This is a genomic window from Winogradskyella jejuensis, assembly GCF_900129745.1.
Taxonomy (GTDB): Bacteria; Bacteroidota; Bacteroidia; order Flavobacteriales; family Flavobacteriaceae; genus Winogradskyella; species Winogradskyella jejuensis.
Genome location: NZ_FQWS01000002.1, coordinates 32,268 through 56,493 on the forward strand (window position 1 = coordinate 32,268; position 24,226 = coordinate 56,493).

Sequence of the window (24,226 nt, forward strand, 5' to 3'; positions counted from 1 at the left end):
AATGTTAGATATGAAAAACAAAAATTATTATGCCATATTAATGGCCGGTGGAGTTGGTTCAAGGTTTTGGCCAGTGAGCACACAAGATTTTCCAAAGCAATTTCATGATATGTTGGGTACTGGTGATACCTTAATCCAAAAAACGTTTAATCGTTTAGCGCAACTAATACCAGAAGAGAATATATTTATACTTACCAACGAGCGTTATAATGATTTGGTCTTTGAGCAATTACCTAGCGTTACTAAACGTCAAGTTGTTTTAGAACCTGCAATGCGAAACACTGCGCCATGTATATTGTACGCATCACTTAAAATCCAAAAAGAAAATCCAGATGCAGTAATGATTGTTGCGCCTAGTGATCATTGGATAGAAGACGAAAATGCTTTTAGTGAAAATGTAAGACAAGCTTTCGATTTCTGCGAGACTAGTGATGCTTTAATGACATTAGGTATAACGCCTACATTCCCAAATACTGGGTATGGTTATATAGAATACGATAAATCTTCAGAGTCAAATATCAAATCGGTTAATCAATTCAGAGAAAAACCAGATTACGAAACGGCAAAATTGTTTTTAAGTCAAGGTAATTTTCTATGGAATGCCGGAATTTTTATGTGGAGTGCAGCTACTGTCATCAACGCATTTAGAAAGAATCAACCAGCGCTTTTTCAACTTTTTGAAAAAGGCATGCCTGTTTATAATACAGAGTTTGAAGACGATTTTATAAGAGATAACTATGGTAAAGCCGAGAATATTTCTGTGGATTATGCAATCATGGAGAAAAGTAATAATGTCTATGTTATTCCTGCCACTTTCGATTGGAACGATTTAGGAACTTGGGGCAGTTTATACGATAAATTAGAAAAAGATGGTTCTGGTAACGCGGTCGTTAATGCCAAAACGTTAACTACAGAGGCATCAGGAAACATGATTAGAACTAAAAACGATAAAATCGTCGTTGTGGATGGGCTAGAAGATTATATTATTGTAGACAAAGACGAAGTTTTACTTATCTTTCCTAAAGCAAAAGAGCAAGATATCAAAAAGGTACTCCAATCTGTAAAGGATAAATTTGGAGAGCAATACGGTTAATTTATGAGCGAAGAGAATAAATTTAATTTTTCTGAAGAAGAAGAAAAAAAACAAGTCGACAAAGAAAAAGCGGTCGAGGAAAAAAAGGAAGCTGTAAGGCAGGATGCTAAAGGTCTTTTTGCCAGTATGTCTAACTTTTTAAGTGAATTATTGGATTTTAGAGACGATACTGATAGAGATGCTACAATAACCGCAATAAAAAATGATATTCCGTTTAAAGGAGCGACAGCTTGGATTTTAATTTGTTCAATCTTTGTAGCATCGGTGGGACTTAATGCCGATTCTACTGCTGTTGTTATTGGTGCCATGTTAATTTCGCCTTTAATGGGACCAATATTGGGTGTAGGTATGTCTATTGCTATTAACGATATAGATACGCTAAAAAAGTCGCTGATAAATTTAGCCGTAATGATAGTGCTGAGTTTGTTGACCGCATTTTTGTTTTTTAAATTTTTTCCAACAGCAGATTTAGGTAATAACGAAATATTTGCACGTACAAAACCAGACATAAGAGATGTTTTAATAGCTTTCTTTGGTGGATTAGCGCTTATAATTGCAAGAACAAAAAAAGGCACTATAGCTTCGGTAATTTTTGGTGTTGCTATTGCCACGGCCTTAATGCCACCATTATGTGTAGCAGGTTACGGATTAGCCAATGATTGGCCATCTTTTGTGGGTGCTATGTATTTGTTTACCATTAATACTATTTTCATTGCCTTAGCTACGTTTTTAGTTTTAAAAATATTGCGTTTCCCAATGCTTAGATATGCTAATTCTAAGAAAAGAAAACGTATCTCTCAATTAGCATCTTTAGTGGCTATTCTGGTTATGATTTGGCCTACTATTAAATTTGTCGATTTAGTAAAAGAAAAGCGCCAAGAGGTAGATTACGATCAGTTTATGGAAAAAGAGGTGAGCTCTAATCCGGATTTATGGTTTCAAAAAGATATTCCTGATTTCGAAAACAAAACCATAAAGCTTTATTTTAATGATGAAATTTCGCTTGCCACAGAAACAGATTTACGAAATGAATTGAAGAATTACGAATATATAAGCGATTTTGATTTAGATGTTATTGGTAACAAAAATAGAAGTTTTGATAAGCTTTCTGATGCCTACGATAGAGCCATAACAGACTTAGACGAAAAGGATAATATTATCTCAGGATTACAAAAGCAAATAGAAGAACTTAAAGAGAATATTACAGGCTTAAATCAGCAGCTTGAAGCAAAAACCAGTAAAGAGGACATTCCCTTTTCTACGTTGGCAAAAGATGCTAAAATTAGGTTTATTGATTTAGAATATTTTAGCTATGGCAAGATGTTAGAGTCTAAAGATTTTATAAAAATAGACACATTAAATGTTGTTAATATTTCTTGGAAATCTTCGCTTAGTGATAGTTTGGTTCTTGTACGAGAAAAGGAATTATTCTCTTGGTTAGAAGGTGTTTTAAAAACAGATAAGATAAAGATTAAGAGAGAGTAGTTACTGATTTTCTTCAATATACATTCGTCTAACTTTTTTAAATAAGTTAGATGAATATACGAAGTCTGTTACGGCTTTATTATCTGTTTTAAAAATGGTGTCTTTAGAGCCTTCCCATTCTTTTAGGCCATCTTTTAGGAATACAATTTTTTCGCCAATCTCCATTACAGAATTCATGTCGTGAGAATTAATGACAGTAGTCATCTGGTATTCATCAGTAATTTCTTGGATTAGATTATCTATAACAATTGCTGTTTTTGGGTCTAAGCCCGAGTTCGGTTCATCACAGAATAAGTATTTGGGATTATTCACAATAGCACGAGCAATCGCTACACGTTTTTGCATACCTCCTGAAGCTTCGCTAGGCATTTTGTGATGCGCATCAGGAAGATTTACACGCTTTAAAACAAAATCAACGCGGTCTTCCATTTCACTTTTACTTTGTTTGGTAAACATCCGTAGTGGAAACATAACATTTTCAGCAATGGTCATGGAATCAAATAAGGCACTGCCTTGAAAAACCATACCTATTTCAGCTCGTAAGTTGCCTTTCTCATCGGGTTTCATTTCACTAATTATACGGCCTTCATATGCTATACTTCCTTTCTCATAGTCAAAAAGTCCTAAAAGGCACTTCAAAAAAACTGTTTTTCCAGAGCCACTTTGCCCGATAATTAGATTTGTTTTTCCTTTTTCAAAATTTGTACTTATACCTTTTAGGATATGAGCTTCACCAAACGATTTATGTAAGTCTTTAACCTCTATCATTAGCCTAAAAGTAAACTGGTTAAAAAGTAATTTGCCAAAATAATAACAACACTGGTCCAAACAAAAGAGGTTGTGCTTGCTTTACCTACTTCAAGGGCGCCACCTTTCATATAATAACCATAAAAAGATGGTATGGTAGCCAATAAAATCGCAAATACAAGGGTTTTGATAAATGCATAAACAATATGAAACGGTATAAAATCTGTTTGTATACCTTGAATATAGTCTTCAAACGTCCCGTACCCACCATAAACACAAGCCGCTAATCCGCCAAGAACACCTAAAAACATGGCTATAGATATTATAAAAGGGTACAAGGACAAGGCTATAAATTTTGGAAAAACCAGGTAATTTAAAGCATTAATACCCATAACTTCTAGTGCGTCTATTTGTTCTGTAACACGCATGGTTCCTATGCTAGATGTAATAAATGAGCCTACTTTACCAGCCATGATTATTGAAATAAATGTTGGAGCAAACTCTAAAATTATGGATTGTCGCGTTGCAAAACCAACGAGATATTTTGGGATAAGCGGATTAGAAATATTTAAAGAGGTCTGGATAGCAACCACACCACCAACAAAGAACGAAATAAAGGCTACGATACCAAGCGAATTAATGATAAGGTCGTCGATATCTTTAAGTATCAATGTACGCATCACAGACCATTTAGTTGGTTTGCGAAACATATCTTTAATCATCAAAAAATAAACACCAATATTGTGTAGGTACTTCATGAAAGTAGAATTACCGCTAAATTATAAAAATATCAGCGTTAATTAATGATTTATTAAATTTAGATGCATTAGAATATTTTATTTTTGTACTTCAATTAAAATAGATATGAAAATCAAATTTCTTACCATTAAAATTTTAATCTGTTTAGTCTTGTTTTCTTGTAATGCGCAAGAAACAGCAAAGGCGTCATTATCTAGTAATCCAAAAATTGAGACGACTAATCCAAAGCTAATCGTTGGTATTGTTGTTGACCAAATGCGTTATGATTATCTAACGCGATTTCAATCAAAGTTCGGAAAAGGTGGTTTTATACGTATGATAAACGAAGGTTTTAATTGTAAGAATAATCATTTTAACTATGTGCCAACCTATACTGGGCCAGGTCATGCTTCTGTGTTCACAGGAACTACGCCAAAATATCATGGAATAATATCTAATAATTGGTATGATAAAGAACAAAAGAAAATCGTTTACTGTGCTGGAGATGACGGCGTAGAATCCATTGGAACAGAGAATAAAGCAGGACAGATGTCTCCGCATAGAATGCTCACAACAACTTTTGCAGACGAAAATAGGCTATTTACGCAAATGCGTGGAAAAACTATTGGTGTGGCTATAAAAGATAGAGGTGCTATTTTACCTGCGGGTCATACAGCAGATGGCGCGTACTGGTTTCATGGAAAGGATGAAGGCTTATGGATTACAAGTTCGTTTTACAGAACTAATTTGCCTAATTGGGTAAATGAATTTAATAATTCCGACGCGGCTGAATCGTATTTAAAAACATGGGACACGTATTATAATATCGATTCGTATACCGAAAGTGGAAGCGATGATAACAATTTTGAAGCTGGTTTTAAAGGAAAAGAAAAAGCAACGTTCCCATACGATTTGGCAAAATTGAAAGATGAAAACGGCGGTTTTGATATTTTAAAAGCAACAGCTTACGGCAATAGTTTAACGACAGATTTTGCCATAGCCGCTGTAAAAGGTGAAAACTTGGGTCTTGATGAAGTCACAGATGTATTGACGTTAAGTTTTTCTTCTACGGATTATGTAGGTCATAATTTTGGAGTTAACTCAAAAGAAATCGAAGATACTTATATTCGATTAGACAAAGACTTAGAGCGCTTTTTTCAGTTTTTAGATGCACAAGTAGGAGAGGGAGAATACACCGTTTTTTTAACAGCAGACCACGGTGCAGTAAATGTTCCAGCGTATTTACAGTCTGTAAAAATCCCAGCAGGGTATTTAGATTTTAATTCTAGGAAAGAAAAATTTGTAGCCTTCCTCGAAGAAAAATATGGGACAAAAGATGTTGTTGAAAATGTCAGTAATAATCAGATATTCTTTAACAAGGAAAAGATTAAAGAATTGAATTTAAACCTTCATGAACTAGAACAAGATTTGGTTGATGAGCAAATCAGTTATCCAAATATCGCAAAGGTATATACAGCTACAACAATGAATTCTACAAATTTCACAACTGGGATAGAAGCTTTGCTGCAAAATGGCTTTAATCAAAAACGCTCTGGAGATGTCATTGTAGTCGATGATATTGCACATATACCTTACGGACGAACAGGTTCGACGCATGGCAGCGGCCTTAACTTCGATACGCATGTACCACTAATATTCTTTGGAAAAGGTATAAAACAAGGTGAAACACTACAAAAAACAGTAATTCCCGATATTGCGCCAACGATTTCTGCACTTTTAGGGATAAGTTTCCCTAATGGTGCAACAGGTTTGCCTTTGGGGTTTGTTATGGATTAAGACGATTTTTCTAAAATTCCTTTCCACCTAATCTTACGGATAAATTTACCTTGATCTTTGGTTATTATTCGTTCTTTTCCTTTAAAATAGCCAATAATATAGTTAAAGAACGTACTGAAGCTTCTTTTTTTGAAAGCCATTTTTAATGCAGATATGAGTGTGATTACAATACCATAACGCATTTTGTAAAGCGCTTCACCTTGTAGAAATCTTGAAGATGAATTATAGGTGTTTCCAGTAGGTTTTAGATGTTTTACTTTTAGATTAGCATCAGTTTTTACTTCCCAACCATGATACTTAGCCAATAAGGTGTCAACTGTGTCCCAACCAATAGAGTGTTTTAATCCACCAATAGCTTTAAAGCATGCTTTTCTGTAAGCTTTGAAAGGTCCTCGAACATGATTTTTGTTCGATATATTTTCATAAACCCATGCTCCGTTTTTTTCAATGTATGCGAGTCCGCCAGCAATTCCGGTATTATTATCAGAAAATAATTCTGAAAGTCTTTCGAGATAATTTGTAGGTAAAATAATATCTGCATCAAACTTACAAATGATATCATAGTCCTCGTCTAGTGTATTGAAGCCTTTGTAGAATGCATTAATAACTTTTGCTCCTGGGATATGAGCATCAGTAGATGAGGTGTTTAGTAATGTAATCCAACTGTATTTTTTGGAAAAGCTTTCAACTATTTCTGCTGTAGAGTCAGTTGAGTTGTCATTAACTACAACAATTTTTTTGGGTAGATATGATTGATTTACAAGCGACTCAAGAGTGAGGCCAATAAAATCAGCTTCGTTGTGCGCAGGTATGACGATGTAGAATTCCAAATATCAATGTTCAAATTCCAAATCTACATAAACAAGATTGGATAATAGAATTTAGTCTTTGGAATTTCTTACAGCATATACAATATAATAACGTGGTGTAAACCATCTAAGTAGAGGTCTAATTCCAATTTTTTTAGTTGGGTTTGTCCACTTTTTTGTTGCCTTTATTTCCCAACCTGCTTTTTGTAAAAGCCAATCGAACTGCCAGTCTTCAAATTCGTGATAATGTCTGTCCCACATATCTGTTTTGCTTCTGTAAGCTGCCGAAAACCATAAACGCATAGGTATGCTTGCTACTAACTTATCTGCTTTAATAGATTTTAAAACCGTAAAAGGAGAGAGTAAATGTTCAAATATTTCGAAGGCAGTTACCACAGTAGCATCAGAATTTTCTATTGTTGAGGTGTCTAAATCTAAATCTTCACCTATTGTGTTTTCAACTTTGTAATCATGTTCTTTCATGATTTTTGTAAAAGGATTTTCAACACCTAAGTCTAAAATAGATTCAGACTTCGAAATATGTGTTTCTAAAAATTCTAACGTGTGCTTATAGCGTTTATGCGGAAAATATTTGTACATAAGTATTACCCACAAGAGCGGGACGTTTTTTCAACCTTAAAAAATGATTGATTTTTTTGACGAATTAGTATCTGTAAACGATAGCATTAATGTGCATGCCGGCGCCTACACTTGCAAAAATAATAACATCACCTTTATTAATCTTGTGATTATCTAATTTATTATTTCTTATTAAGTCAAATAATGTAGGAACGGTAGCCACAGAGCTATTTCCTAACTTATGAATACTCATTGGCATTATCCCTTCCGGAGCTTTAGATTTGTAGAGTCTGTAAAAACGTTTGATGATTGCTTCATCCATTTTTTCATTGGCTTGATGGATGAGTACTTTCTTTACTTCAGAGATATCAATACCACTTTTATCCAAGCAATCTTTCATAGCTTGAGCCACATTGGTCAATGCAAACTCGTAAATTTTGCGACCGTGCATTTTTATGTAACGTGTATCGGAAACATCTTCTTTGTTGTTAGATTTTCCGAAGAATAAGTAATAAGCTTCTTCGTAAGTAAAGGATGCGGTTTCGTGTGCTAAAATTCCATCGTCCCCGTCTGTGGCTTCAATGATAGTTGCTCCAGCACCATCAGAATATATCATAGAATCTCTATCGTGTTTATCAACAACACGCGATAAAGTTTCAGAACCGATTACTAAACAGCGTTTTGCCATACCTGCTTTAATAAAGGCTTGGGCTTGGATAACACCTTCTACCCAACCTGGGCATCCAAATAAAATATCGTAAGCAACACATTTAGGATTTTTAATGCGAAGACGGTGTTTTATACGAGAGGCTAAACAAGGTAAAATATCGCTCTGAACAGTATTATGTTTTACATCTCCAAAATTGTGAGCACATATAATGTAGTCTATGGTTTCCATGTCTATATCTGCATCATCAATGGCTTTTTGCGCGGCAAGGAAACCTAAATCTGATGAGGTTAATTGCTCATCTGCATAACGACGCTCAACAATACCCGTAATAGCTTTAAATTTTTCTACAATAACTTCATTAGAATAGTCAATTCTCGAACCGTCAGTATTTAAGAATTGATGCTCGTGAAAATCCTCATTACGTTCAATACTTTGTGGTATAAAACTTCCTGTTCCTGTTATTTTTATGGCCATATTTCTTTTTGTCTTATTAAAACTAATCAACTAAACTAACTAATAAATTGAATTACAGAGATTTTAAACCCTAAATCGAATTATTTTTTTGATATTCTTAATATTTTGCAATTTTTCTGTAAAAACCATAAAAAAAGCATCCTTTTGAGGATGCTTTTTAAATCAGTATTTTGATAATTAAACTTCTGCATAGGCTTCAATTGGAGCGCAGCTACAGATTAAGTTTCTGTCTCCATAAGCCTCATCAACTCGTCTAACGGTAGGCCAGAACTTATTATCAGTAACAAACTCTAATGGAAATGCTGCTTTTTCTCTAGAATATGGTAAGTCCCATTCGTCTGAAGTTAACATTGCCATTGTATGAGGTGCGTTTTTAAGCATATTGTTTGGCTCATCTTTAGTAACCGTGTCTATTTCTTCTCTAATAGAAATCATGGCATCACAAAAACGGTCCATTTCGGCTTTGCTTTCACTTTCTGTTGGCTCAATCATCATAGTTCCTGCAACAGGGAAAGATACTGTTGGTGCATGAAAACCGTAGTCCATCAAACGCTTGGCAATATCAACAACTTCAATGCCATTAGCTTTAAAATCGCGACAATCAATAATCATTTCGTGGGCTGCGCGTCCATTTTCACCAGTATATAGAGTAGGGTAATAGCCTTCAAGACGCTCTTTAATGTAATTAGCATTTAGAATAGCAACCTCAGTAGCTTGTTTTAAGCCCTTAGCTCCTAACATCTTGATGTAACCATAAGAAATGATACATGCCAAAGCCGAACCAAAAGGTGCTGCAGAAATTGCAGTTATGGCTTGGTCGCCTCCAGTAGCAATAATAGGATTTGAAGGTAGAAAAGGCACTAGTTGCTCCGCAACGCAAATAGGTCCTACACCTGGTCCACCACCGCCGTGCGGAATAGCAAAGGTTTTGTGTAAGTTAAGGTGACAAACATCAGCACCAATATTCCCTGGATTTGTTAAACCTACTTGCGCATTCATATTAGCACCGTCCATGTAGACTTGGCCTCCGTTATCATGGATAATTTGAGTAATTTCTTTAATTGCAGATTCGTAAACACCATGAGTTGAAGGGTAAGTTACCATAAGAGCAGCTAAGTTGTCTTTATGTAATTCTGCTTTTTCTCTTAAATCCTCAACATCGATATTACCATCGTCTGAAGCTTTAGTCACTACAACTTTCATCCCGGCCATAACTGCACTAGCAGGATTTGTACCATGGGCAGAAGAAGGAATTAAGCAAATATTTCTATGATGGTCTCCACGAGAATGGTGATAAGCTCTTATGACCATTAAACCAGCAAATTCACCTTGAGCACCAGAATTTGGCTGTAGTGATGTTCCTGCAAAACCTGTAACTTCATTTAGTTGCTTTTCTAATGCTTCAAGCATAGTTGTATAGCCTTTAGCTTGTTCTATAGGTGCAAAAGGGTGTATATTTCCCCAGCTGCTCCAGCTTAGAGGTAACATTTCTGATGCCGCGTTAAGCTTCATTGTACAAGAGCCCAATGAAATCATAGAATGATTTAATGCCAAATCTTTTCGCTCCAAGCGTTTAATGTAACGCATTAATTCAGTTTCAGAATGATAAGAGTTAAATACATCAAAAGTTAAAAATTCTGATGTTCTCTTTAATTCATTTTGAATTGTTTCTACTTCAGAGAGTGATAAAATTTTGTCTGTTGATTTTCCTGTTACAGCCTCAAAAATAGAAACGATTTGATTTAAATCTGAAATCGAAGTCGTTTCGTTTAAAGAAATCGTTACTGTATTAGCATCAGGATAATAGAAATTTACTTCATGTTTCTCAGCTTCAGTTTTCACTTTTGAAGCATCAGTCTTTATTTGAAGCGTGTCAAAATAATGACTATTAGTTTGTTCTAGACCCAATTTAGTCAAAGCTTCAGCTAACGTCGCCGTAGAATTATTAACTTTATTAGCAATGAATTCTAAGCCTTTTGGGCCGTGGTATACAGCATACATACCAGCCATAACTGCTAATAATACTTGTGCGGTGCAAATGTTTGATGTGGCTTTATCTCTCTTGATATGTTGCTCACGAGTTTGTAAAGCCATACGTAATGCACGATTTCCGTTTACATCTCGAGTTACACCAATAATGCGTCCAGGCACATCTCTTTTATAGGCTTCTTTTGTTGCAAAAAATGCCGCATGAGGACCACCATAACCCATTGGAATACCAAAACGTTGTGTTGTGCCAACAACAACATCAGCTCCAAATTTACCTGGTGCTTCTAGTTTTACTAAGCTTAAAATATCAGCAGCTACAGCAACTTTAATTTGGGCTTCATTTGCTTTTTCTATAAATGATTTAATATCAGAAATCTGTCCGTCTTTCCCAGGGTATTGTAGCAAAGCACCAAAGAAATCCTCAGTAAATTTGAAATCTTCAGCATTACCAATTACTAATTCTACACCAATAGGAATTGCTCTAGTTTCTAAAAGTGAAAGTGTTTGAGGTAAAATAGCATCAGAAACAAAAAACTTGTTGATTCCCGCTTTCTTTTGATCACGTTCTCTAACTGCAAAAAGTAAACTCATTGCTTCAGCAGCCGCAGTACTTTCATCAAGAAGTGAAGCGTTTGCCATTTCCATACCAGTAAGGTCAATGACCATTGTCTGGTAATTAAGCAAAGCTTCGAGACGTCCTTGGGCAATTTCTGCTTGGTAAGGCGTATATGCTGTATACCAACCCGGATTTTCTAAAATGTTACGTTGAATAACTGCTGGTAAATTAGCAGGATGATATCCCAACCCTATATAAGATTTATATACTTTGTTGAGAAGTGATAACTCATAAATATGATTTAAGTACTCCTGCTCACTCATTGCAGTGTCCAAGTTTAAATCATTTTTAAGACGAATATCAGCAGGTACCGTTTCTGATACCAATTGTTCAATACTTGTAACACCAATAGTGTTTAGCATGGCTTTTTGTTCCTGAGGACTTGGGCCAATGTGTCTTAATGCAAAAGATGTTGTGTCCATTCTTTTAAGTAGCTAATTTTTTTGATATGCAAAAATACGGAATATGCCCTTTTTTTTAGTTAAGGAATACTAAAGTTTTTAACCGAAAACTAGTGTTATTAACACTTTGGTTATTTTTACATCATGAAGGTGTTTAAGACCATTTTTAACTTCTACACTAATAGTAGTATTCATGTAGCTTTAGCGGTATATGCAATGACTTGGATAACCTTGCTAAGTTTTGATTTGGCTTATGATGAAAATGCACTCTATTTTGTGTTTTATGCAACAATTACAGCTTACAATTTTGTAAAGTATTTTGGCTTGGCAAAATTTCATCATCGGCGTTTGGCAAGCTGGCTAAAAGCAATACAAGTATTCTCTGCAATTGCTTTTATTTTGATGTGTTACTACGTATTACATTTAAATTTTGATGTCTTGGTGCTTATTTTTGCTTTAGGCATTGTTACTTTTTTATATGCCATTCCATTTATACCAAAGAAATATTTGTTTGATGAGCAACAAAACTTACGCCAAGTAGGTGGTATCAAAGTTTATATTATAGCTTTAGTTTGGAGTTTGGTAACGGTTTTAATTCCACTTATTAATGCACAGTATGAGATTAATAGCGATGTTGTACTTACACTGTTTCAACGTTTCTTTTTGGTTATTGTGTTAATGTTGCCTTTTGAGATTAGAGATTTAAAATACGATAGTTTGAAACTAGCGACCATACCCCAAAAAATAGGCATAAAAAAAACCAAAATAATAGGCTTGCTATTGCTTTTGGTTTTTTTGATACTTGAGTTTTTTAAGGATGAACTCGATAGCGGTTCGGTTCTTTCAACTCTTATTTTGCTATCTATTACTTTTTTGTTTTTAATGTTTGCTTCAAAACAGCAATCTAAGTATTATAGTGCTTTTTGGGTAGAAGCTATACCAGTTTTTTGGCTTTTTGCATTATTGCTGTTTACTTAGTTCGGCTTCGAGAGCTTGCTGTAATTTGTCTTTTGCAGAAGTGTCTAAAGTTTCAACTTTAGGGTTTTTAACAAGCTTTGTAAGCTTTGTGTTTCTAGATGTATATTTTCTGCACGCCCTACAGTACAATAGATGAAATGTTAAGATGATTTTCTCTCTTAACGTTGCTTCTTTATATTGATTTTTGTCACAAATGTGATTTGCTTCGTGACATTCTAATTTTAGTTTATTCATAATATTAAAACCAATTTTCTTCCATGCAACTCGCCATAGCTGTTCTAGCTCTATGGATAATTACCCAAAGGTTAGACGCTGTAATGTCTAATTCATTACAAATGGCTTCAGTTTCATAATTTAATAAAGTTTTCATCTTAAAAACCTTCGCTTGCTTTTCTGGTAATTTACCTAGACAGTTGTGTATAGCAACTCCAAGTTCAGTGTTTTCAATAGTATCTTCCGCAGTTTTATCAAAAGGGTCAGCAACACGTTCTTCAAGCCAATCGCCTTCAGTCTCTGCATCACTATTGTAAGCCATGCGGACTTCAGCTTTACCTTTATTAGAATTTATTTTACGGTAGTGGTCTATAATTTTCCGCTTTAAAATAGCGATTAACCAAGTACGTTCACTGGCTTCACCCTTAAAGTTTGCCATAGATTTTAATCCTGCCAAGAAGGTTTCTTGAACTAAATCTTGCGCAATTTCTCTTTCGCTAACACGGGTTATGGTGTAATTGAAAAGATAATCGGAGTAGAGTTTAATCCAATTGTTAGGATTTATAGTATGTTCTGCCATTGTTTAGGACATAAATTTCAAATTCAAAAATAGCGTAAAAAAATGAGAATTTTATATCTAACTACTGATTGCTCTTATCGTATCTCCGATAGTAATGTATTTAAATTTGAAACCATATGCACTTAGTCGTTCTGGAATTACATTTCGGCTTTTTAAAACTAATTCTGTTTCTGTACCAATGAGTTTTGCGCCAAACTCTAATAACCATTTTGGGTGTGAAAGACCAAAAGGAATTTTCAAAGCTTTTCTAATGGTTTTCATTAACGTTTTATTATTAGTAGGCTTTGGAGCTACGATATTAAAAGTACCATCTAAATCATTGGTCATAATAAAATCAATAGCTCTCGCAAAATCTAGCTCATGAATCCAACTTACTTTTTGATTACCATGCCATTGTTTTCCGCCTAATCCAAATTGAGCTAATCGCTTTAATGGTATAAAAGCGCCACCTTTTTTCCCAAAAACAATTGACGTTCTCATAATTATCTTTTTGGTTTTTGGGTTGGTAATAGAATTAAATGCTTGTTCCCATGACTTTGCAATATTCATTGAAAAATCATCACCAATATCTCCGTTTTCTTCAGTCATCTCTTTTTGATATGAGTCTTTATATATTGTTGCTGTGGAAGAATTGAACCAATATTTGGGTGGATTTTCACATAAATTTATAGCTAAACCAAGGACATTGGTTGAGTCTATTCTTGAATCATGTATACGTTTCCTGTTTTCTTCAGTATATCTACAATCCACAGATTTTCCGGCAAGATTTATAAGCGCAAAAGTGTTTTCTAAATCTTTAGTCCAGTTTCCAAGATTATTGCCATCCCAGAAGATGTGGTTTTTCTTTACAGGTTTTCGAGTCAAGATTTTGATTGTATATCCTTTATCTTGAAAATAGGTTTCTAAAAACTGACCCAAAAACCCTGTTCCTCCTGCTATTACAATTGTTTCCATAACTATAGAACTTTGGTGGTTTTTGTTGTAAAGCGTCTAGATTTTTTTCTTCCTCTAAAGAATAAGAATAGATTGAGGAATAACATTATGCCCAAATAAATAGTGAAGCCTCCAATCTTTTTACTTAGAATTTCCATGAGTGTTTGATTGCTCATTTGGTAATTTGAGCTGTAACCGTAGATTTTCATGATATACAATGCAAACCCAATATTGATAAGGTAAAAACCAATTTCAAAAAGTTTGTTAGTTGCTAGTGCAATATCTTCTTTTCCTTTAAAAATATCTATCATAAAGAGTCTACCGTTTTTAAAGAGCATTTTAGAAATGTAGATGGTAAGACAAATAACAATTGGTAGATAGATGATGTAGCCGATGATAATTTTTGAATTTTCCATAATTTATTGATTTAAGAGTTTCGATTTATTTAGATGCTTTAGCCAGAATATGTTGTTGTAATGCATTAAAGCTAGTAGCAGTATTATTTTTCCGATGGTATGCGATAATGAGTTAAGCATTTCAATTGCTGAATCGACATATTCCCAATAGGCGATTGTAATGATGGCGTATCCTATATTGGTTAGATAATAGCCTATTAAAAGGAGATTATTTATGCTTTTTACAAGCTCAGAATTGTTCTGAAAAAGATTAAGTAAAAACACTTCTCCATTTTTATAAAACAACCAACCGATTTTTACCATTATAAAAATGATAATAGGCAAGTAGATGCAATATGTGATGAGGTTGTAGTTCATCTTTCAATTTTTATTCTGTATGTGATGTAAAGGTGGAATAGTGCAGTTAGCATTGGTAGACCAAAGTATAATAAGACATTATCAAAAACGCTATTCAAATAGACAAGTGATAAAACCGAAGCTGCTAGGATTAAGTAAAAAGCAAAAAGTATTTTTGTCGTTTTGCTTAGCGTTTTGAAGTAATAAAGTATTACAAGACTCATTAGTATTTGAGCCGCTCCGAGTACCATGCTAAATAGCATACCGAGATAAACTATGAGATAGAGTGCTGCAGTAATCGAAAAAAGGACGAGATTAATTTTAAATAGTTTGTTCATAATTTCATATGTTTAAAACTTTCAGAAAATATTGAAAGTTAAGTTTAAAAAAATAGAAATCTATTTTATGAGTTTAAAAACAGATTTCGTCAGCCAATTTTGTTTTTGGTCCATAAGTTTATTTATCATCGCGTCTGCGTCCTGCGTTAAATTATGCAAAGCTTTAGTTTGTTTAATCAATTCTTTCGTTTTTTCAGTGCCGTCGTCTTTAATAGAGGAGACTTCGTCTAAAACTTTTATTACGGGTTTAATCTCTCTTCGGCTGCGCTCTTTTGCAATAACTCTAGCTAATTCTTGTACGTCTTTTTCAGTAGTAAAAAATTCTTTTCGTTCCCCAGAGACTAAGACTTTAGTTACAATGCCCCAATCCATAAGTTGTCTTAAATTCATACTTGTGTTACCTCGAGAGATTTTAAGGTCTTCCATGATGTCTTCCATAGACAATGGTTTTGTAGATATAAAAAGCAAGGCTTGTATTTGTGCCATGGCTTTATTTATGCCCCATAGCGTTCCTAGGCTTCCCCAAGTACTTATAAATTTATCTTTTGCCTCTTGATATTCCATAAGGCAAATATACAATAATTTTTAAACTTTCAATAATTATTGAAAGTTTATTTTGTCATACAAAAGAATTGAATAGAGTCTAGTGAATTTACTTTATCAACCCAGCACGTCTCAACAACGCTTCTGGCTTAGGCTCTTGTCCTCTAAACTTTTTGTACAAGGTCATTGGGTTTTCTGTGCCACCTTGGGATAATACATAAGCCTGAAATTTTTGCGCAACTGTTTTATTAAAAATACCTTCTTCTTTAAAGTATTCAAAAGCATCGGCATCTAAAACTTCGGCCCATTTGTAACTGTAATACCCAGATGAATAGCCGCCTTGAAAGATATGTGCAAAGGCTGTACTCATGCAGTTTTCTTTTACGTCAGGATATAAGTTGGTGTCACCGAAAGCTTTTTCTTCAAAATCTTTTACAGAAGTAATTTCCGAAGGATTTTCATGCGAATGCCAAGCCATATCTAACAATCCAAAACTCAATTGACGTAAGGTTTGCATACCTTCTTGAAAGGTTGCCGAAGCTTTTATTTTTTCTATCAATTCCATCGGAATGACCTCACCAGTTTCGTAATGTGTAGCAAAAAGCTTCAATGTTTCTTCTTCGTAGCACCAGTTTTCTAAAATCTGACTTGGTAATTCCACAAAATCCCAATGTACACTTGTACCTGATAAACTTGGGTAGGTTGTGTTGGCTAACATGCCGTGAAGTGCGTGACCAAATTCGTGAAATAATGTAGTCACCTCATTAAAGGTCAGGAGTGAAGGTTTGCTATTTGTAGGCTTTGTAAAATTGCAAACAATAGATACATGCGGACGATGATTTTGTCCATCTTTGATGTACTGGGGTTTAAAAGACGTCATCCAAGCACCATTTCGTTTTCCTGCTCTCGGGAAAAAATCGGCATAAAAAATGGAAACCAATTCGCCATCAGAGTCAACAACTGTATAGGTCAACACATCTTCGTGGTATTTGTCTATGGTGTTAATTTCTTCAAAACGTAACCCGAATAATTTTTCAGCAACTGTGAACGCTCCATCTATAACATTTTCTAGTTTGAAGTAAGGTTTCAATTGTTCGTCATCCAAACTGAATAATTTCTGCTTCAACTTTTCAGAATAATAAGCCGAATCCCACTTCTGCAGTTGGTCACTTGCACTGAGCGCAGTCGAAGTGTCTAATTCTTTTGCGAAGTTCTCTAATATTTTGAATTCCTCTTCCGCAGCTGGTTTCGCTTTTTCTAATAATTCATTTAAGAATTTTTGAACCTTATTTGGTGACTCTGCCATACGCTCTTCTAATACAAAATGCGCATGCGTTTTGTAGCCTAAAAGTTGGGCACGCTCATTTCTGAGTTTTGCAATCTCTAAGACGTTGTTTTGATTATCAAGTTCATCACCTTTAAACCCTTTGCTCCCAAATGCTTTTGAAAGCTTCTCCCTTAATTCGCGATTATCCGCATACGTCATAAACGGAATATAGCTTGGGTAATCTAAAGTAATGAGCCAACCATCTTTGTCTTTACTTTCTGCCAATTGTTTTGCAGCTTCTTTTGCACCATCAGGCAAACCAGATAAATCCGATTCATCAGTAATCAATAGTTCAAACTTGTTGGTTTCAGCAAGAATATTTTCGCCAAACTTGAGTTTTAGCTGACTTAATTGTTTGTCAATTTCGCGAAGTCTTCCTTTCTTATCTTCAGAAAGATTAGCGCCGTTTCTAGAAAAGCTCTTGTATTTTTTATCGAGAAGTGTGCTTTGTTCGGTTGTTAATTTTAAATCAGATTTTGAATCATAAACCGCCTTAACGCGCTTAAATAAATCTTCATTCAGTGTAATATCATTACTAAATTCTGATAATAATGGCGAAACTTCTTGAGCAATCTTCTGAATCTCGTCATTAGTTTCAGCGGAATTTAGATTGAAAAAGATACTTGAAATTCGGTCTAATTCTTCACCTGAATAATCTAACGCTTCAATCGTGTTTTCGAATGAAGGTGCTTCAGAATTATTCACAACAGCATCAATTTCTGCTCTTGCTTTTTCTATTGCCGTTGTAAAGGCCGGCATAAAATCTTCAGTCTTAATTGATGAAAATGGTGCAGTATTGTATGGTGTATTAAAGGGTTTATTTAGGATTGTCATAAATAGAAGGTTGTCTGTTTGTCTGGTCTAGCGCAGTCGAGACCTTTAAGTGTTTTAATGTTCAATAGCTCTCGACTGCGCTCGAGCAGACAGATTAATATCATTATTTTCAATTAAAAATTATCGAAATAATATTTTTTAATTATCAAGAGATTTTAAAGCATTTAAAATTTCTTCATCTGTTGGTCTAAATTTTGAATTTGTAAAGTTCCGACATTCCGATAATATCTGCAACATATCAAAGTCACCATTTGCTAAAGCTAATTTCTTATTAGCGCTCCATTTTTTAATTTTCTTTTCAAAATAGATGGCCTGGTTTACATCATTGAACTCTTGATGAAATATTAAATGCAACGGTCTTCTTTTATAGGTAAAGCAAGATTTGTTTAGGCCTTGTTCATGTTCTTTAAATCGTCTACTAATGTCATTTGTGAAACCTGTGTACAACAAACCATCAGAACATTTTATTATGTAAATGTAGTATGATTTCATGTTTAATAACTAAGATGTCTGCCTGGTCTTCCCGACGCTTCTGGTAAGTCGATACCTTTTTTAGTATAGAATGAGTCCAGAGTTCTCGACTGCGCTCGAACGGACAAGATAAAAAGTCTCTTACTTCAAATCCTTAGCAGATTCAATAACCTTAGCTTTTAAGCCTTCTTTATAGACTAAAACTTTATCTAAAACGCATTTGTCGCTAGAACCTAAAATCTGTGCTGCTAAAATTCCAGCATTTTTTGCACCATTAAGGGCAACGGTTGCTACAGGTACGCCACCAGGCATTTGCAAAATAGACAACACCGAATCCCAGCCATCAATAGAATTGCTACTTTTAACTGGAACACCAATTACAGGAAGTGGCGATAATGAGGCTATCATACCAGGTAAATGCGCTGCACCACCAGCGCCAGCAATAATTACTTTTATGCCACGCTCGTGAGCATTTTTTCCATAGTCGAATAATTTTTCTGGTGTACGATGTGCCGATACAATATCGACTTCGACTTCAATATCAAAACCTTTTAAAATATCTACAGCATCTTGCATGACTGGTAAGTCACTCTTGCTACCCATGATTACGCCTACTTTACTCATAATTATTTGCTTATTACTTCTATAGTTTCCTTAACGCTTTGCGCTATTGAGCGCGCTTTGTTTATGTCTTTATCTACAATGGTTACATGTCCCATTTTACGGAACGGCCTGGTTTGTTTTTTTCCATAAATGTGCGGTGTTACACCATCCATAGCCATAATAGTTTCAATATTTTTGTAAACCACATCACCTGTATGATTTTCTGCACCAACAAGGTTTACCATAACGCTCGCAACTTTACTCTCGGTATTGCCCAATGGTAAATCTAAAATGGCTCTTATGTGCTGCTCGAATTGGCAGGTAAAGCTACCTTCGATACTTTGGTGACCAGAATTGTGTGGTCTTGGGGCCACTTCATTCACCAAAATTTCGTCATCTTTAGTTAAGAACATTTCAACGGCCAACAGGCCAACATGCTGAAATGCTTCTGAGACCTTCAATGCCAAGCGCTCTGCTTTATCCGTTATCTCTTTTGGTAATCGGGCAGGACACAATACATATTCTACTTGATTGGCTTCAGGGTGAAATTCCATTTCAACCGTAGGATACGTTTTAATCTCTCCAGATACGTTTCGAGACACAATTACAGATAATTCATTTTTAAACGGAATGAGGTCTTCAGCAATACATTCGCCTTTTGGTAATTGTTTTACATCCGAAAATGAGCGAACGACTTTTACGCCTTGACCGTCATAACCAAAACGCGCGCTTTTCCAAACAAATGGTAATTCTAATCCACCATTGGTTATGGCATCTTCTATTTCTGAAACATAGGCAAAACGTGAAAATGGTGCTGTTGGAATGTTATGGTCGGTATAAAACAATTTTTGTGTGGCTTTATTCTGAATGATTCTCAGCGTTTTCGAGGAAGGAAACACCTTTTTGCCTTCGTGCTCTAGTTGTTCAAGAGCATCAACGTTTACATTTTCAATTTCAAAAGTTAAGACATCCACCGAACGTCCAAAATCTAAAACGGTATCATAATCTAAAATATCACCTTGAATAAATTCATCACAAGCTAATCGCGCTGGTGCATCTTGGCTAGAATCAATAACTTTTGTTGTAGTATCAAATTTTCTGGTGACATAAAGCATCATTTTGCCCAATTGGCCGCCACCCAATATACCGAGTTTAAAGTTTGATGAAAAATAGCTCATATTCACGTTCCGCGAGAGCAGAAATCTTTTTTACGTTCAACATAATTTGCTAACAAAAATACACTAATTATAGAAGAATATTCCAAAATAGGAAACCAAAAATAGTCAATCCTCAATCTATTGATTATCTTTGCACTTTCAAAATAATAACATGCTCGTTAAGCTTCAAGATTTATATTTTAAACCCTTTATTTCCGAGGAGAAAATACAAGATGCTGTACAGCAAATGGTAGATGCTATTGCAGTAGATTTAAAGGACGAAATGCCCATTTTTGTTGGTATTCTCAACGGGTCTTTTATGTTTGTTAGTGATTTTGTGAAAAAGTATCCTCATCCTTGTGAGGTTACTTTTATAAAGCTAGCATCTTATGATGGCGTGAAGTCTACTGAAGATATTCAACGTCTAATTGGTTTAACTCAAGACTTAACAGACAGAACGGTTGTTATTCTCGAAGATATTATTGATTCTGGAAACACGCTCGAAGAAGTTCATCGTATTTTTAAAAATGAAAACGTAAAACAACTCATTATCGCGACTTTGTTTTACAAGCCAGAAGCTTACAAAAAAGACTTTAAATTACATTATGTTGGTTTAGAGATTCCTAACAAATTTATTGTCGGTTACGGCTTAGATTATAATGGTTTAGGAAGAGATTTGCCAGCTGTATATCAACTTAAAACTACACAACATATGACTAATATTGTATTATTTGGTCCTCCAGGAGCAGGCAAAGGTACACAAGCAAATTTCTTAAAAGACAAATACAATTTGGTGCATATTTCTACTGGAGATGTGTTTAGATATAATATTAAAAACGAAACCGCCCTCGGCACTTTGGCGAAATCTTACATGGATAAAGGCGAGTTAGTTCCAGATGAGGTGACTATAGATATGCTTAATGCAGAAGTAGAAAAAAATGCTGATGCCAAAGGATTTATTTTTGATGGTTTTCCTAGAACAAACGCTCAAGCTGAAGCATTGGATGTATTAATGAACTCTAAAGATTCTCAAATAAATGCTATGGTTGCTCTAGAGGTTGATGATGAGGTACTTGTAGGTCGCCTGTTAGAAAGAGGTAAAACAAGTGGTAGGCCAGATGATGCTGATGAAAGTATTATTAGAAACCGAATTAAAGAATATTACAGTAAAACGGCAATACTTAAGGATTACTATTCTGCTCAAGATAAATATTTTGGAGTAGATGGTGTTGGAAGTATAGAAACTATTACTGAACGGTTGAGTGAAGTTTTAGATAAGCTCTAAATGAGAGTTGCTTGTTGTTAAGTTGTAAAGTCAATATTCATTATTGAAATCACAACTCCATAAAATAAAACGACTTAACAGTACAACTAAACATCAAATATGACTGAAGGAAATTTTGTTGACTACGTAAAAATGCACGTCTCTTCTGGAAACGGAGGAAAAGGCTCTTCGCACTTAAATCGCGAAAAATATAACGCCAAAGGCGGACCTGATGGTGGTGATGGAGGACGTGGTGGACATGTTATTATTCGTGGTAACGAAAACCTCTGGACACTACTGCATCTTAAGTTCAAAAGACATATTAGAGCCGGTCATGGTGAGCATGGAAGTTCTGCAAGAAGTACGGGTGCTGATGGTCAAGATGAATATCTAGACGTTCCACTTGGAACTGTTGTTAGAGATACAGAAAGTAACGAGATACTTTTTGAAATCACAGAAAATGGTCAAGAAAAAATTATAGCAAAAGGAGGCAAAGGTGGTAGAGGAAACTGGCATTTTAAGAGCTCAACAAATCAAACACCTCGTTATGCGCAACCAGGGATTCCTTTAGAAGAAAAACACATTACTCTTGAGCTAAAAGTTTTAGCAGATGTTGGTTTAGTTGGTTTTCCAAATGCAGGAAAGTCTACATTATTATCAGTAATGACGTCTGCAAAACCTAAGATTGCAGATTATGAGTTTACGACCTTAAAACCTAATTTAGGTATTGTAAAATATCGTGAGTTTAAGTCTTTTGTTATGGCTGATATTCCTGGAATTATAGAAGGTGCTGCAGAAGGAAAAGGTTTGGGTTATTACTTCTTAAGACATATAGAGCGTAATTCAATTTTACTGTTTTTAGTACCTGCAGATGCTGATGATATAGTAAAACAGTACGAAGTTCTTTTAGACGAATTAAGACGTTATAATCCTGAAATGTTAGACAAGGAACGTTTTCTTTTAGTATCTAAATCTGATTTATTGGATGAGGAGTTAAAAGCTGAAATGAAAGTAGAGTTAGACAAGGATTTAAATATTGATTATATGTTTATGTCTTCAGTAGCACACCAAGGTATTCAGGAGTTAAAGGATAAGCTTTGGAAGATGCTTAATTCCTAATTATACGCATTTGTAAAGCGTTAAAATTTATTCTTCAGCTTCAAAATTTAGTATCTTTAAAAGAAAAAGATGAAGCTAATACGTTATTTTTTAGTTTTCGCATTATTCACTTCCTGCGGAGCTTATGTAGACTACGACTACGATAAAAACACAAATTTTTCAGAGTACAAGACCTATAACTATTTTACCGATATGCAATCTGGATTAAGTCAATTAGATTTAAACCGTATAATGAATTCTATAGATGCTAAAATGAAGCTTTTGGGATATACAAAGTCAGAAACGCCTAGTTTTAATATCGATATATCAACCGCAGAAGTCACCAATAACTCTAATAGTAATGTTGGTGTTGGGATTGGCGGAACTGGTCGTAATGTTGGAGGTGGCGTCTCTATTGGTATTCCTGTTGGAGGCAATAGAGCTATGCGTGAAATAAAAATTGAATTTGTTGACGACTCTAAAAATGGAACATTTTGGCAAGCCGTGACGACACAATCTAATCTTGGAAACACTCCAGAAAAACGCGAGGAAAGTTTCGATAAATTAATAGAAAAAGTCTTTAGTAAATTTCCTCCAAAGCAAAAATAAGTTTCGTTAAGGTGTTGTTAAGTGGGCTTGTATTAGAGCATCTACCTATTACATTTAGGTAACAAAATCAACAATCAAATGAAATCTTTAAGACACACACTAGCAATCTTATGCATTGCTATCTTCTCATTTTCTAATGCACAATACGATGTAAAACCACCAAAAGGCTACACTCAAAATATTGGTAATATGGTGTCGATGCTCGATGGCTTAAAAGAAAGAGTCACACGTATTGTTAGAAATATGGACCAAAACGCAACTGATTTTCTACTTGATGAAAATGCCAATACACCTGGTGCCATGATTTATCATTTAGCAGCAACAGAGAAATATTATCAGGTGTACACTTTTGAAGGCAGACAATTTAATAAAGAAGAAGAAGCCAAATGGGGAACTGCCTTAAGTCTTGGTGATAAAGCTCGTAAGGAGTTTGTTGGAAAGCCTATATCTTATTATTTAGAAATTTACGATGAAGTTAGAGCAAAAACGAAAGAACTTTTGAAAACTAAAGACGATAAATGGTTTGCAAAAAATAACAACGGAATGACAAATCACTGGGCATGGTATCATGTGATGGAACATCAAGCTAATCACATGGGACAGTTAGCTATGATTAGTAAACGGATTAAGTAATTGACATTTCAACTAAACGTCAGGTTGAGCCTGTCGAAACCGATGTGATTTATCCAATATGACAAAACATTTCGACAAGCTCAATGTGACATTTTATTTTTTAATTCAACAAGGGTTTGTATTTATCTTTATAACCATACAAAACTGCAATGTTAAGAATTAATAAAACTGCAGCTCCGGCAATTCCTGCTGGGTCTAACACAGCATGAAATAAAACAGCATTAACTGAAATGCTCATGAGTATTAGGGCTAGTAAAGCACCAAACTTATTTAGCAATAGAGCTAATCCTGCAACGATTTCAATAATACCTACAAGAGCAAGAGTTTTAGAACTTGATAAAGCTCCAAAGTAAGCACCAGCTTCTGGGTTTAATTCTGGCATTGGTAAGAAGTTAGCAAACTTATTTACACCAAATACAAGGATAAATACACTAAGCAGTAGTCTAAGAACGGTAAAAACTTTTGAATTCATAATTGTAAAATTTAATTAGTTAG

The 24,226-nt window shown here is 34.7% G+C and carries 26 protein-coding genes; 8 read left to right on the forward strand and 18 right to left on the reverse strand.

The window, feature by feature from the left end; genetic code table 11:
* Positions 1-10 precede the first annotated feature (10 nt).
* Both BUB95_RS07850 and BUB95_RS07855 read left to right on the forward strand, forming a co-directional pair.
* Positions 11-1,093 (forward strand): mannose-1-phosphate guanylyltransferase, encoded by a 1,083-nt coding sequence (locus BUB95_RS07850; protein ID WP_073087338.1) that lies wholly within the window; start codon positions 11-13, stop codon positions 1,091-1,093.
* Between the two features lie 3 nt (positions 1,094-1,096).
* A complete protein-coding gene (locus tag BUB95_RS07855; RefSeq protein ID WP_073085255.1) occupies positions 1,097-2,578 on the forward strand; it encodes a DUF389 domain-containing protein in 1,482 nt (493 codons plus the stop codon).
* Here the strand turns inward: BUB95_RS07855 and BUB95_RS07860 are convergent, their stop codons facing one another.
* Together BUB95_RS07860 and BUB95_RS07865 are read right to left on the reverse strand one after the other, a co-directional pair.
* Positions 2,579-3,346 (reverse strand): ABC transporter ATP-binding protein, encoded by a 768-nt coding sequence (locus tag BUB95_RS07860; RefSeq protein ID WP_073085257.1) that lies wholly within the window; start codon positions 3,344-3,346, stop codon positions 2,579-2,581.
* A complete protein-coding gene (locus BUB95_RS07865; RefSeq protein WP_073085259.1) occupies positions 3,346-4,083 on the reverse strand; it encodes an MlaE family ABC transporter permease in 738 nt (245 codons plus the stop codon). The genes BUB95_RS07860 and BUB95_RS07865 overlap by 1 nt, the downstream gene beginning before the upstream one ends.
* 106 nt (positions 4,084-4,189) lie before the next feature.
* Between BUB95_RS07865 and pafA the strand changes: the two genes are divergently transcribed.
* The gene (gene pafA / locus BUB95_RS07870) at positions 4,190-5,860 is read left to right on the forward strand and encodes an alkaline phosphatase PafA (protein ID WP_073085261.1); all 1,671 of its coding nucleotides are present in this window, start codon (positions 4,190-4,192) and stop codon (positions 5,858-5,860) included.
* Here pafA and BUB95_RS07875 read toward each other — a convergent pair.
* From BUB95_RS07875 to gcvP, 4 genes are all read right to left on the reverse strand, one after another.
* Positions 5,857-6,690 carry a glycosyltransferase family 2 protein gene (locus BUB95_RS07875; RefSeq protein ID WP_073085263.1) on the reverse strand — a complete coding sequence of 278 codons (834 nt, stop codon included), beginning with the start codon at positions 6,688-6,690 and terminating at the stop codon, positions 5,857-5,859. The genes pafA and BUB95_RS07875 overlap by 4 nt on opposite strands.
* Positions 6,691-6,741: 51 nt before the next feature.
* Entirely contained in the window at positions 6,742-7,269 is a 528-nt protein-coding gene (locus tag BUB95_RS07880; protein WP_073085265.1) for a methyltransferase, read from the reverse strand.
* Between the two features lie 64 nt (positions 7,270-7,333).
* On the reverse strand, positions 7,334-8,392 hold the full coding sequence (locus BUB95_RS07885) for a 3-oxoacyl-ACP synthase III family protein (RefSeq protein ID WP_073085267.1): 1,059 nt from the start codon (positions 8,390-8,392) through the stop codon (positions 7,334-7,336).
* 177 nt (positions 8,393-8,569) lie between these two features.
* On the reverse strand, positions 8,570-11,419 hold the full coding sequence (gene gcvP / locus BUB95_RS07890) for an aminomethyl-transferring glycine dehydrogenase (RefSeq protein WP_073085269.1): 2,850 nt from the start codon (positions 11,417-11,419) through the stop codon (positions 8,570-8,572).
* A gap of 123 nt (positions 11,420-11,542) precedes the next feature.
* Here gcvP and BUB95_RS07895 point away from each other — a divergent pair, with 123 nt between their 5' ends.
* Positions 11,543-12,376 (forward strand): UbiA prenyltransferase family protein, encoded by an 834-nt coding sequence (locus BUB95_RS07895; protein ID WP_073085271.1) that lies wholly within the window; start codon positions 11,543-11,545, stop codon positions 12,374-12,376.
* Here BUB95_RS07895 and BUB95_RS07900 read toward each other — a convergent pair.
* From BUB95_RS07900 to BUB95_RS07950, 11 genes are all read right to left on the reverse strand, one after another.
* Positions 12,359-12,610 carry a hypothetical protein gene (locus BUB95_RS07900; protein WP_073085273.1) on the reverse strand — a complete coding sequence of 84 codons (252 nt, stop codon included), beginning with the start codon at positions 12,608-12,610 and terminating at the stop codon, positions 12,359-12,361. The two genes, BUB95_RS07895 and BUB95_RS07900, sit on opposite strands and share 18 nt — an antisense overlap.
* A gap of 4 nt (positions 12,611-12,614) precedes the next feature.
* A complete protein-coding gene (locus BUB95_RS07905; RefSeq protein WP_073085275.1) occupies positions 12,615-13,169 on the reverse strand; it encodes a sigma-70 family RNA polymerase sigma factor in 555 nt (184 codons plus the stop codon).
* A 57-nt stretch (positions 13,170-13,226) separates the two neighbouring features.
* Complete coding sequence (locus tag BUB95_RS07910) at positions 13,227-14,123, reverse strand: TIGR01777 family oxidoreductase (RefSeq protein WP_073085277.1); 897 nt, start codon at positions 14,121-14,123, stop codon at positions 13,227-13,229.
* A gap of 2 nt (positions 14,124-14,125) precedes the next feature.
* Positions 14,126-14,518 (reverse strand): hypothetical protein, encoded by a 393-nt coding sequence (locus tag BUB95_RS07915; RefSeq protein WP_073085279.1) that lies wholly within the window; start codon positions 14,516-14,518, stop codon positions 14,126-14,128.
* A gap of 3 nt (positions 14,519-14,521) precedes the next feature.
* On the reverse strand, positions 14,522-14,875 hold the full coding sequence (locus BUB95_RS07920; RefSeq protein WP_073085281.1) for a hypothetical protein: 354 nt from the start codon (positions 14,873-14,875) through the stop codon (positions 14,522-14,524).
* Positions 14,872-15,192, reverse strand: a complete 321-nt coding sequence (locus BUB95_RS07925) for a hypothetical protein (protein ID WP_073085283.1) — start codon at positions 15,190-15,192, stop codon at positions 14,872-14,874. Before BUB95_RS07925 ends, BUB95_RS07920 begins: the two co-directional genes overlap by 4 nt.
* Positions 15,193-15,252: 60 nt before the next feature.
* Complete coding sequence (locus tag BUB95_RS07930) at positions 15,253-15,756, reverse strand: GbsR/MarR family transcriptional regulator (protein WP_073085285.1); 504 nt, start codon at positions 15,754-15,756, stop codon at positions 15,253-15,255.
* An 88-nt stretch (positions 15,757-15,844) separates the two neighbouring features.
* On the reverse strand, positions 15,845-17,896 hold the full coding sequence (locus tag BUB95_RS07935) for a M3 family metallopeptidase (RefSeq protein ID WP_073085287.1): 2,052 nt from the start codon (positions 17,894-17,896) through the stop codon (positions 15,845-15,847).
* A gap of 138 nt (positions 17,897-18,034) precedes the next feature.
* The gene (locus tag BUB95_RS07940) at positions 18,035-18,388 is read right to left on the reverse strand and encodes a GIY-YIG nuclease family protein (RefSeq protein WP_073085289.1); all 354 of its coding nucleotides are present in this window, start codon (positions 18,386-18,388) and stop codon (positions 18,035-18,037) included.
* 120 nt (positions 18,389-18,508) lie between these two features.
* Entirely contained in the window at positions 18,509-18,991 is a 483-nt protein-coding gene (purE, locus tag BUB95_RS07945) for a 5-(carboxyamino)imidazole ribonucleotide mutase (RefSeq protein ID WP_073085291.1), read from the reverse strand.
* A gap of 2 nt (positions 18,992-18,993) precedes the next feature.
* Positions 18,994-20,148 carry a 5-(carboxyamino)imidazole ribonucleotide synthase gene (locus BUB95_RS07950; protein WP_073085293.1) on the reverse strand — a complete coding sequence of 385 codons (1,155 nt, stop codon included), beginning with the start codon at positions 20,146-20,148 and terminating at the stop codon, positions 18,994-18,996.
* Positions 20,149-20,299: 151 nt separating this feature from the next.
* Between BUB95_RS07950 and BUB95_RS07955 the strand changes: the two genes are divergently transcribed.
* From BUB95_RS07955 to BUB95_RS07970, 4 genes are all read left to right on the forward strand, one after another.
* On the forward strand, positions 20,300-21,412 hold the full coding sequence (locus tag BUB95_RS07955) for an adenylate kinase (protein ID WP_073085296.1): 1,113 nt from the start codon (positions 20,300-20,302) through the stop codon (positions 21,410-21,412).
* A 99-nt stretch (positions 21,413-21,511) separates the two neighbouring features.
* Positions 21,512-22,510, forward strand: a complete 999-nt coding sequence (gene obgE / locus BUB95_RS07960) for a GTPase ObgE (protein ID WP_073085298.1) — start codon at positions 21,512-21,514, stop codon at positions 22,508-22,510.
* 69 nt (positions 22,511-22,579) lie between these two features.
* Complete coding sequence (locus BUB95_RS07965) at positions 22,580-23,098, forward strand: DUF4136 domain-containing protein (protein ID WP_073085300.1); 519 nt, start codon at positions 22,580-22,582, stop codon at positions 23,096-23,098.
* A 78-nt stretch (positions 23,099-23,176) separates the two neighbouring features.
* The gene (locus BUB95_RS07970; RefSeq protein WP_073085302.1) at positions 23,177-23,731 is read left to right on the forward strand and encodes a DinB family protein; all 555 of its coding nucleotides are present in this window, start codon (positions 23,177-23,179) and stop codon (positions 23,729-23,731) included.
* A 100-nt stretch (positions 23,732-23,831) separates the two neighbouring features.
* Here the strand turns inward: BUB95_RS07970 and BUB95_RS07975 are convergent, their stop codons facing one another.
* Positions 23,832-24,203, reverse strand: coding sequence for a DoxX family membrane protein (locus tag BUB95_RS07975; RefSeq protein ID WP_073085304.1), 372 nt, complete (start codon positions 24,201-24,203; stop codon positions 23,832-23,834).
* Positions 24,204-24,226 lie beyond the last annotated feature (23 nt).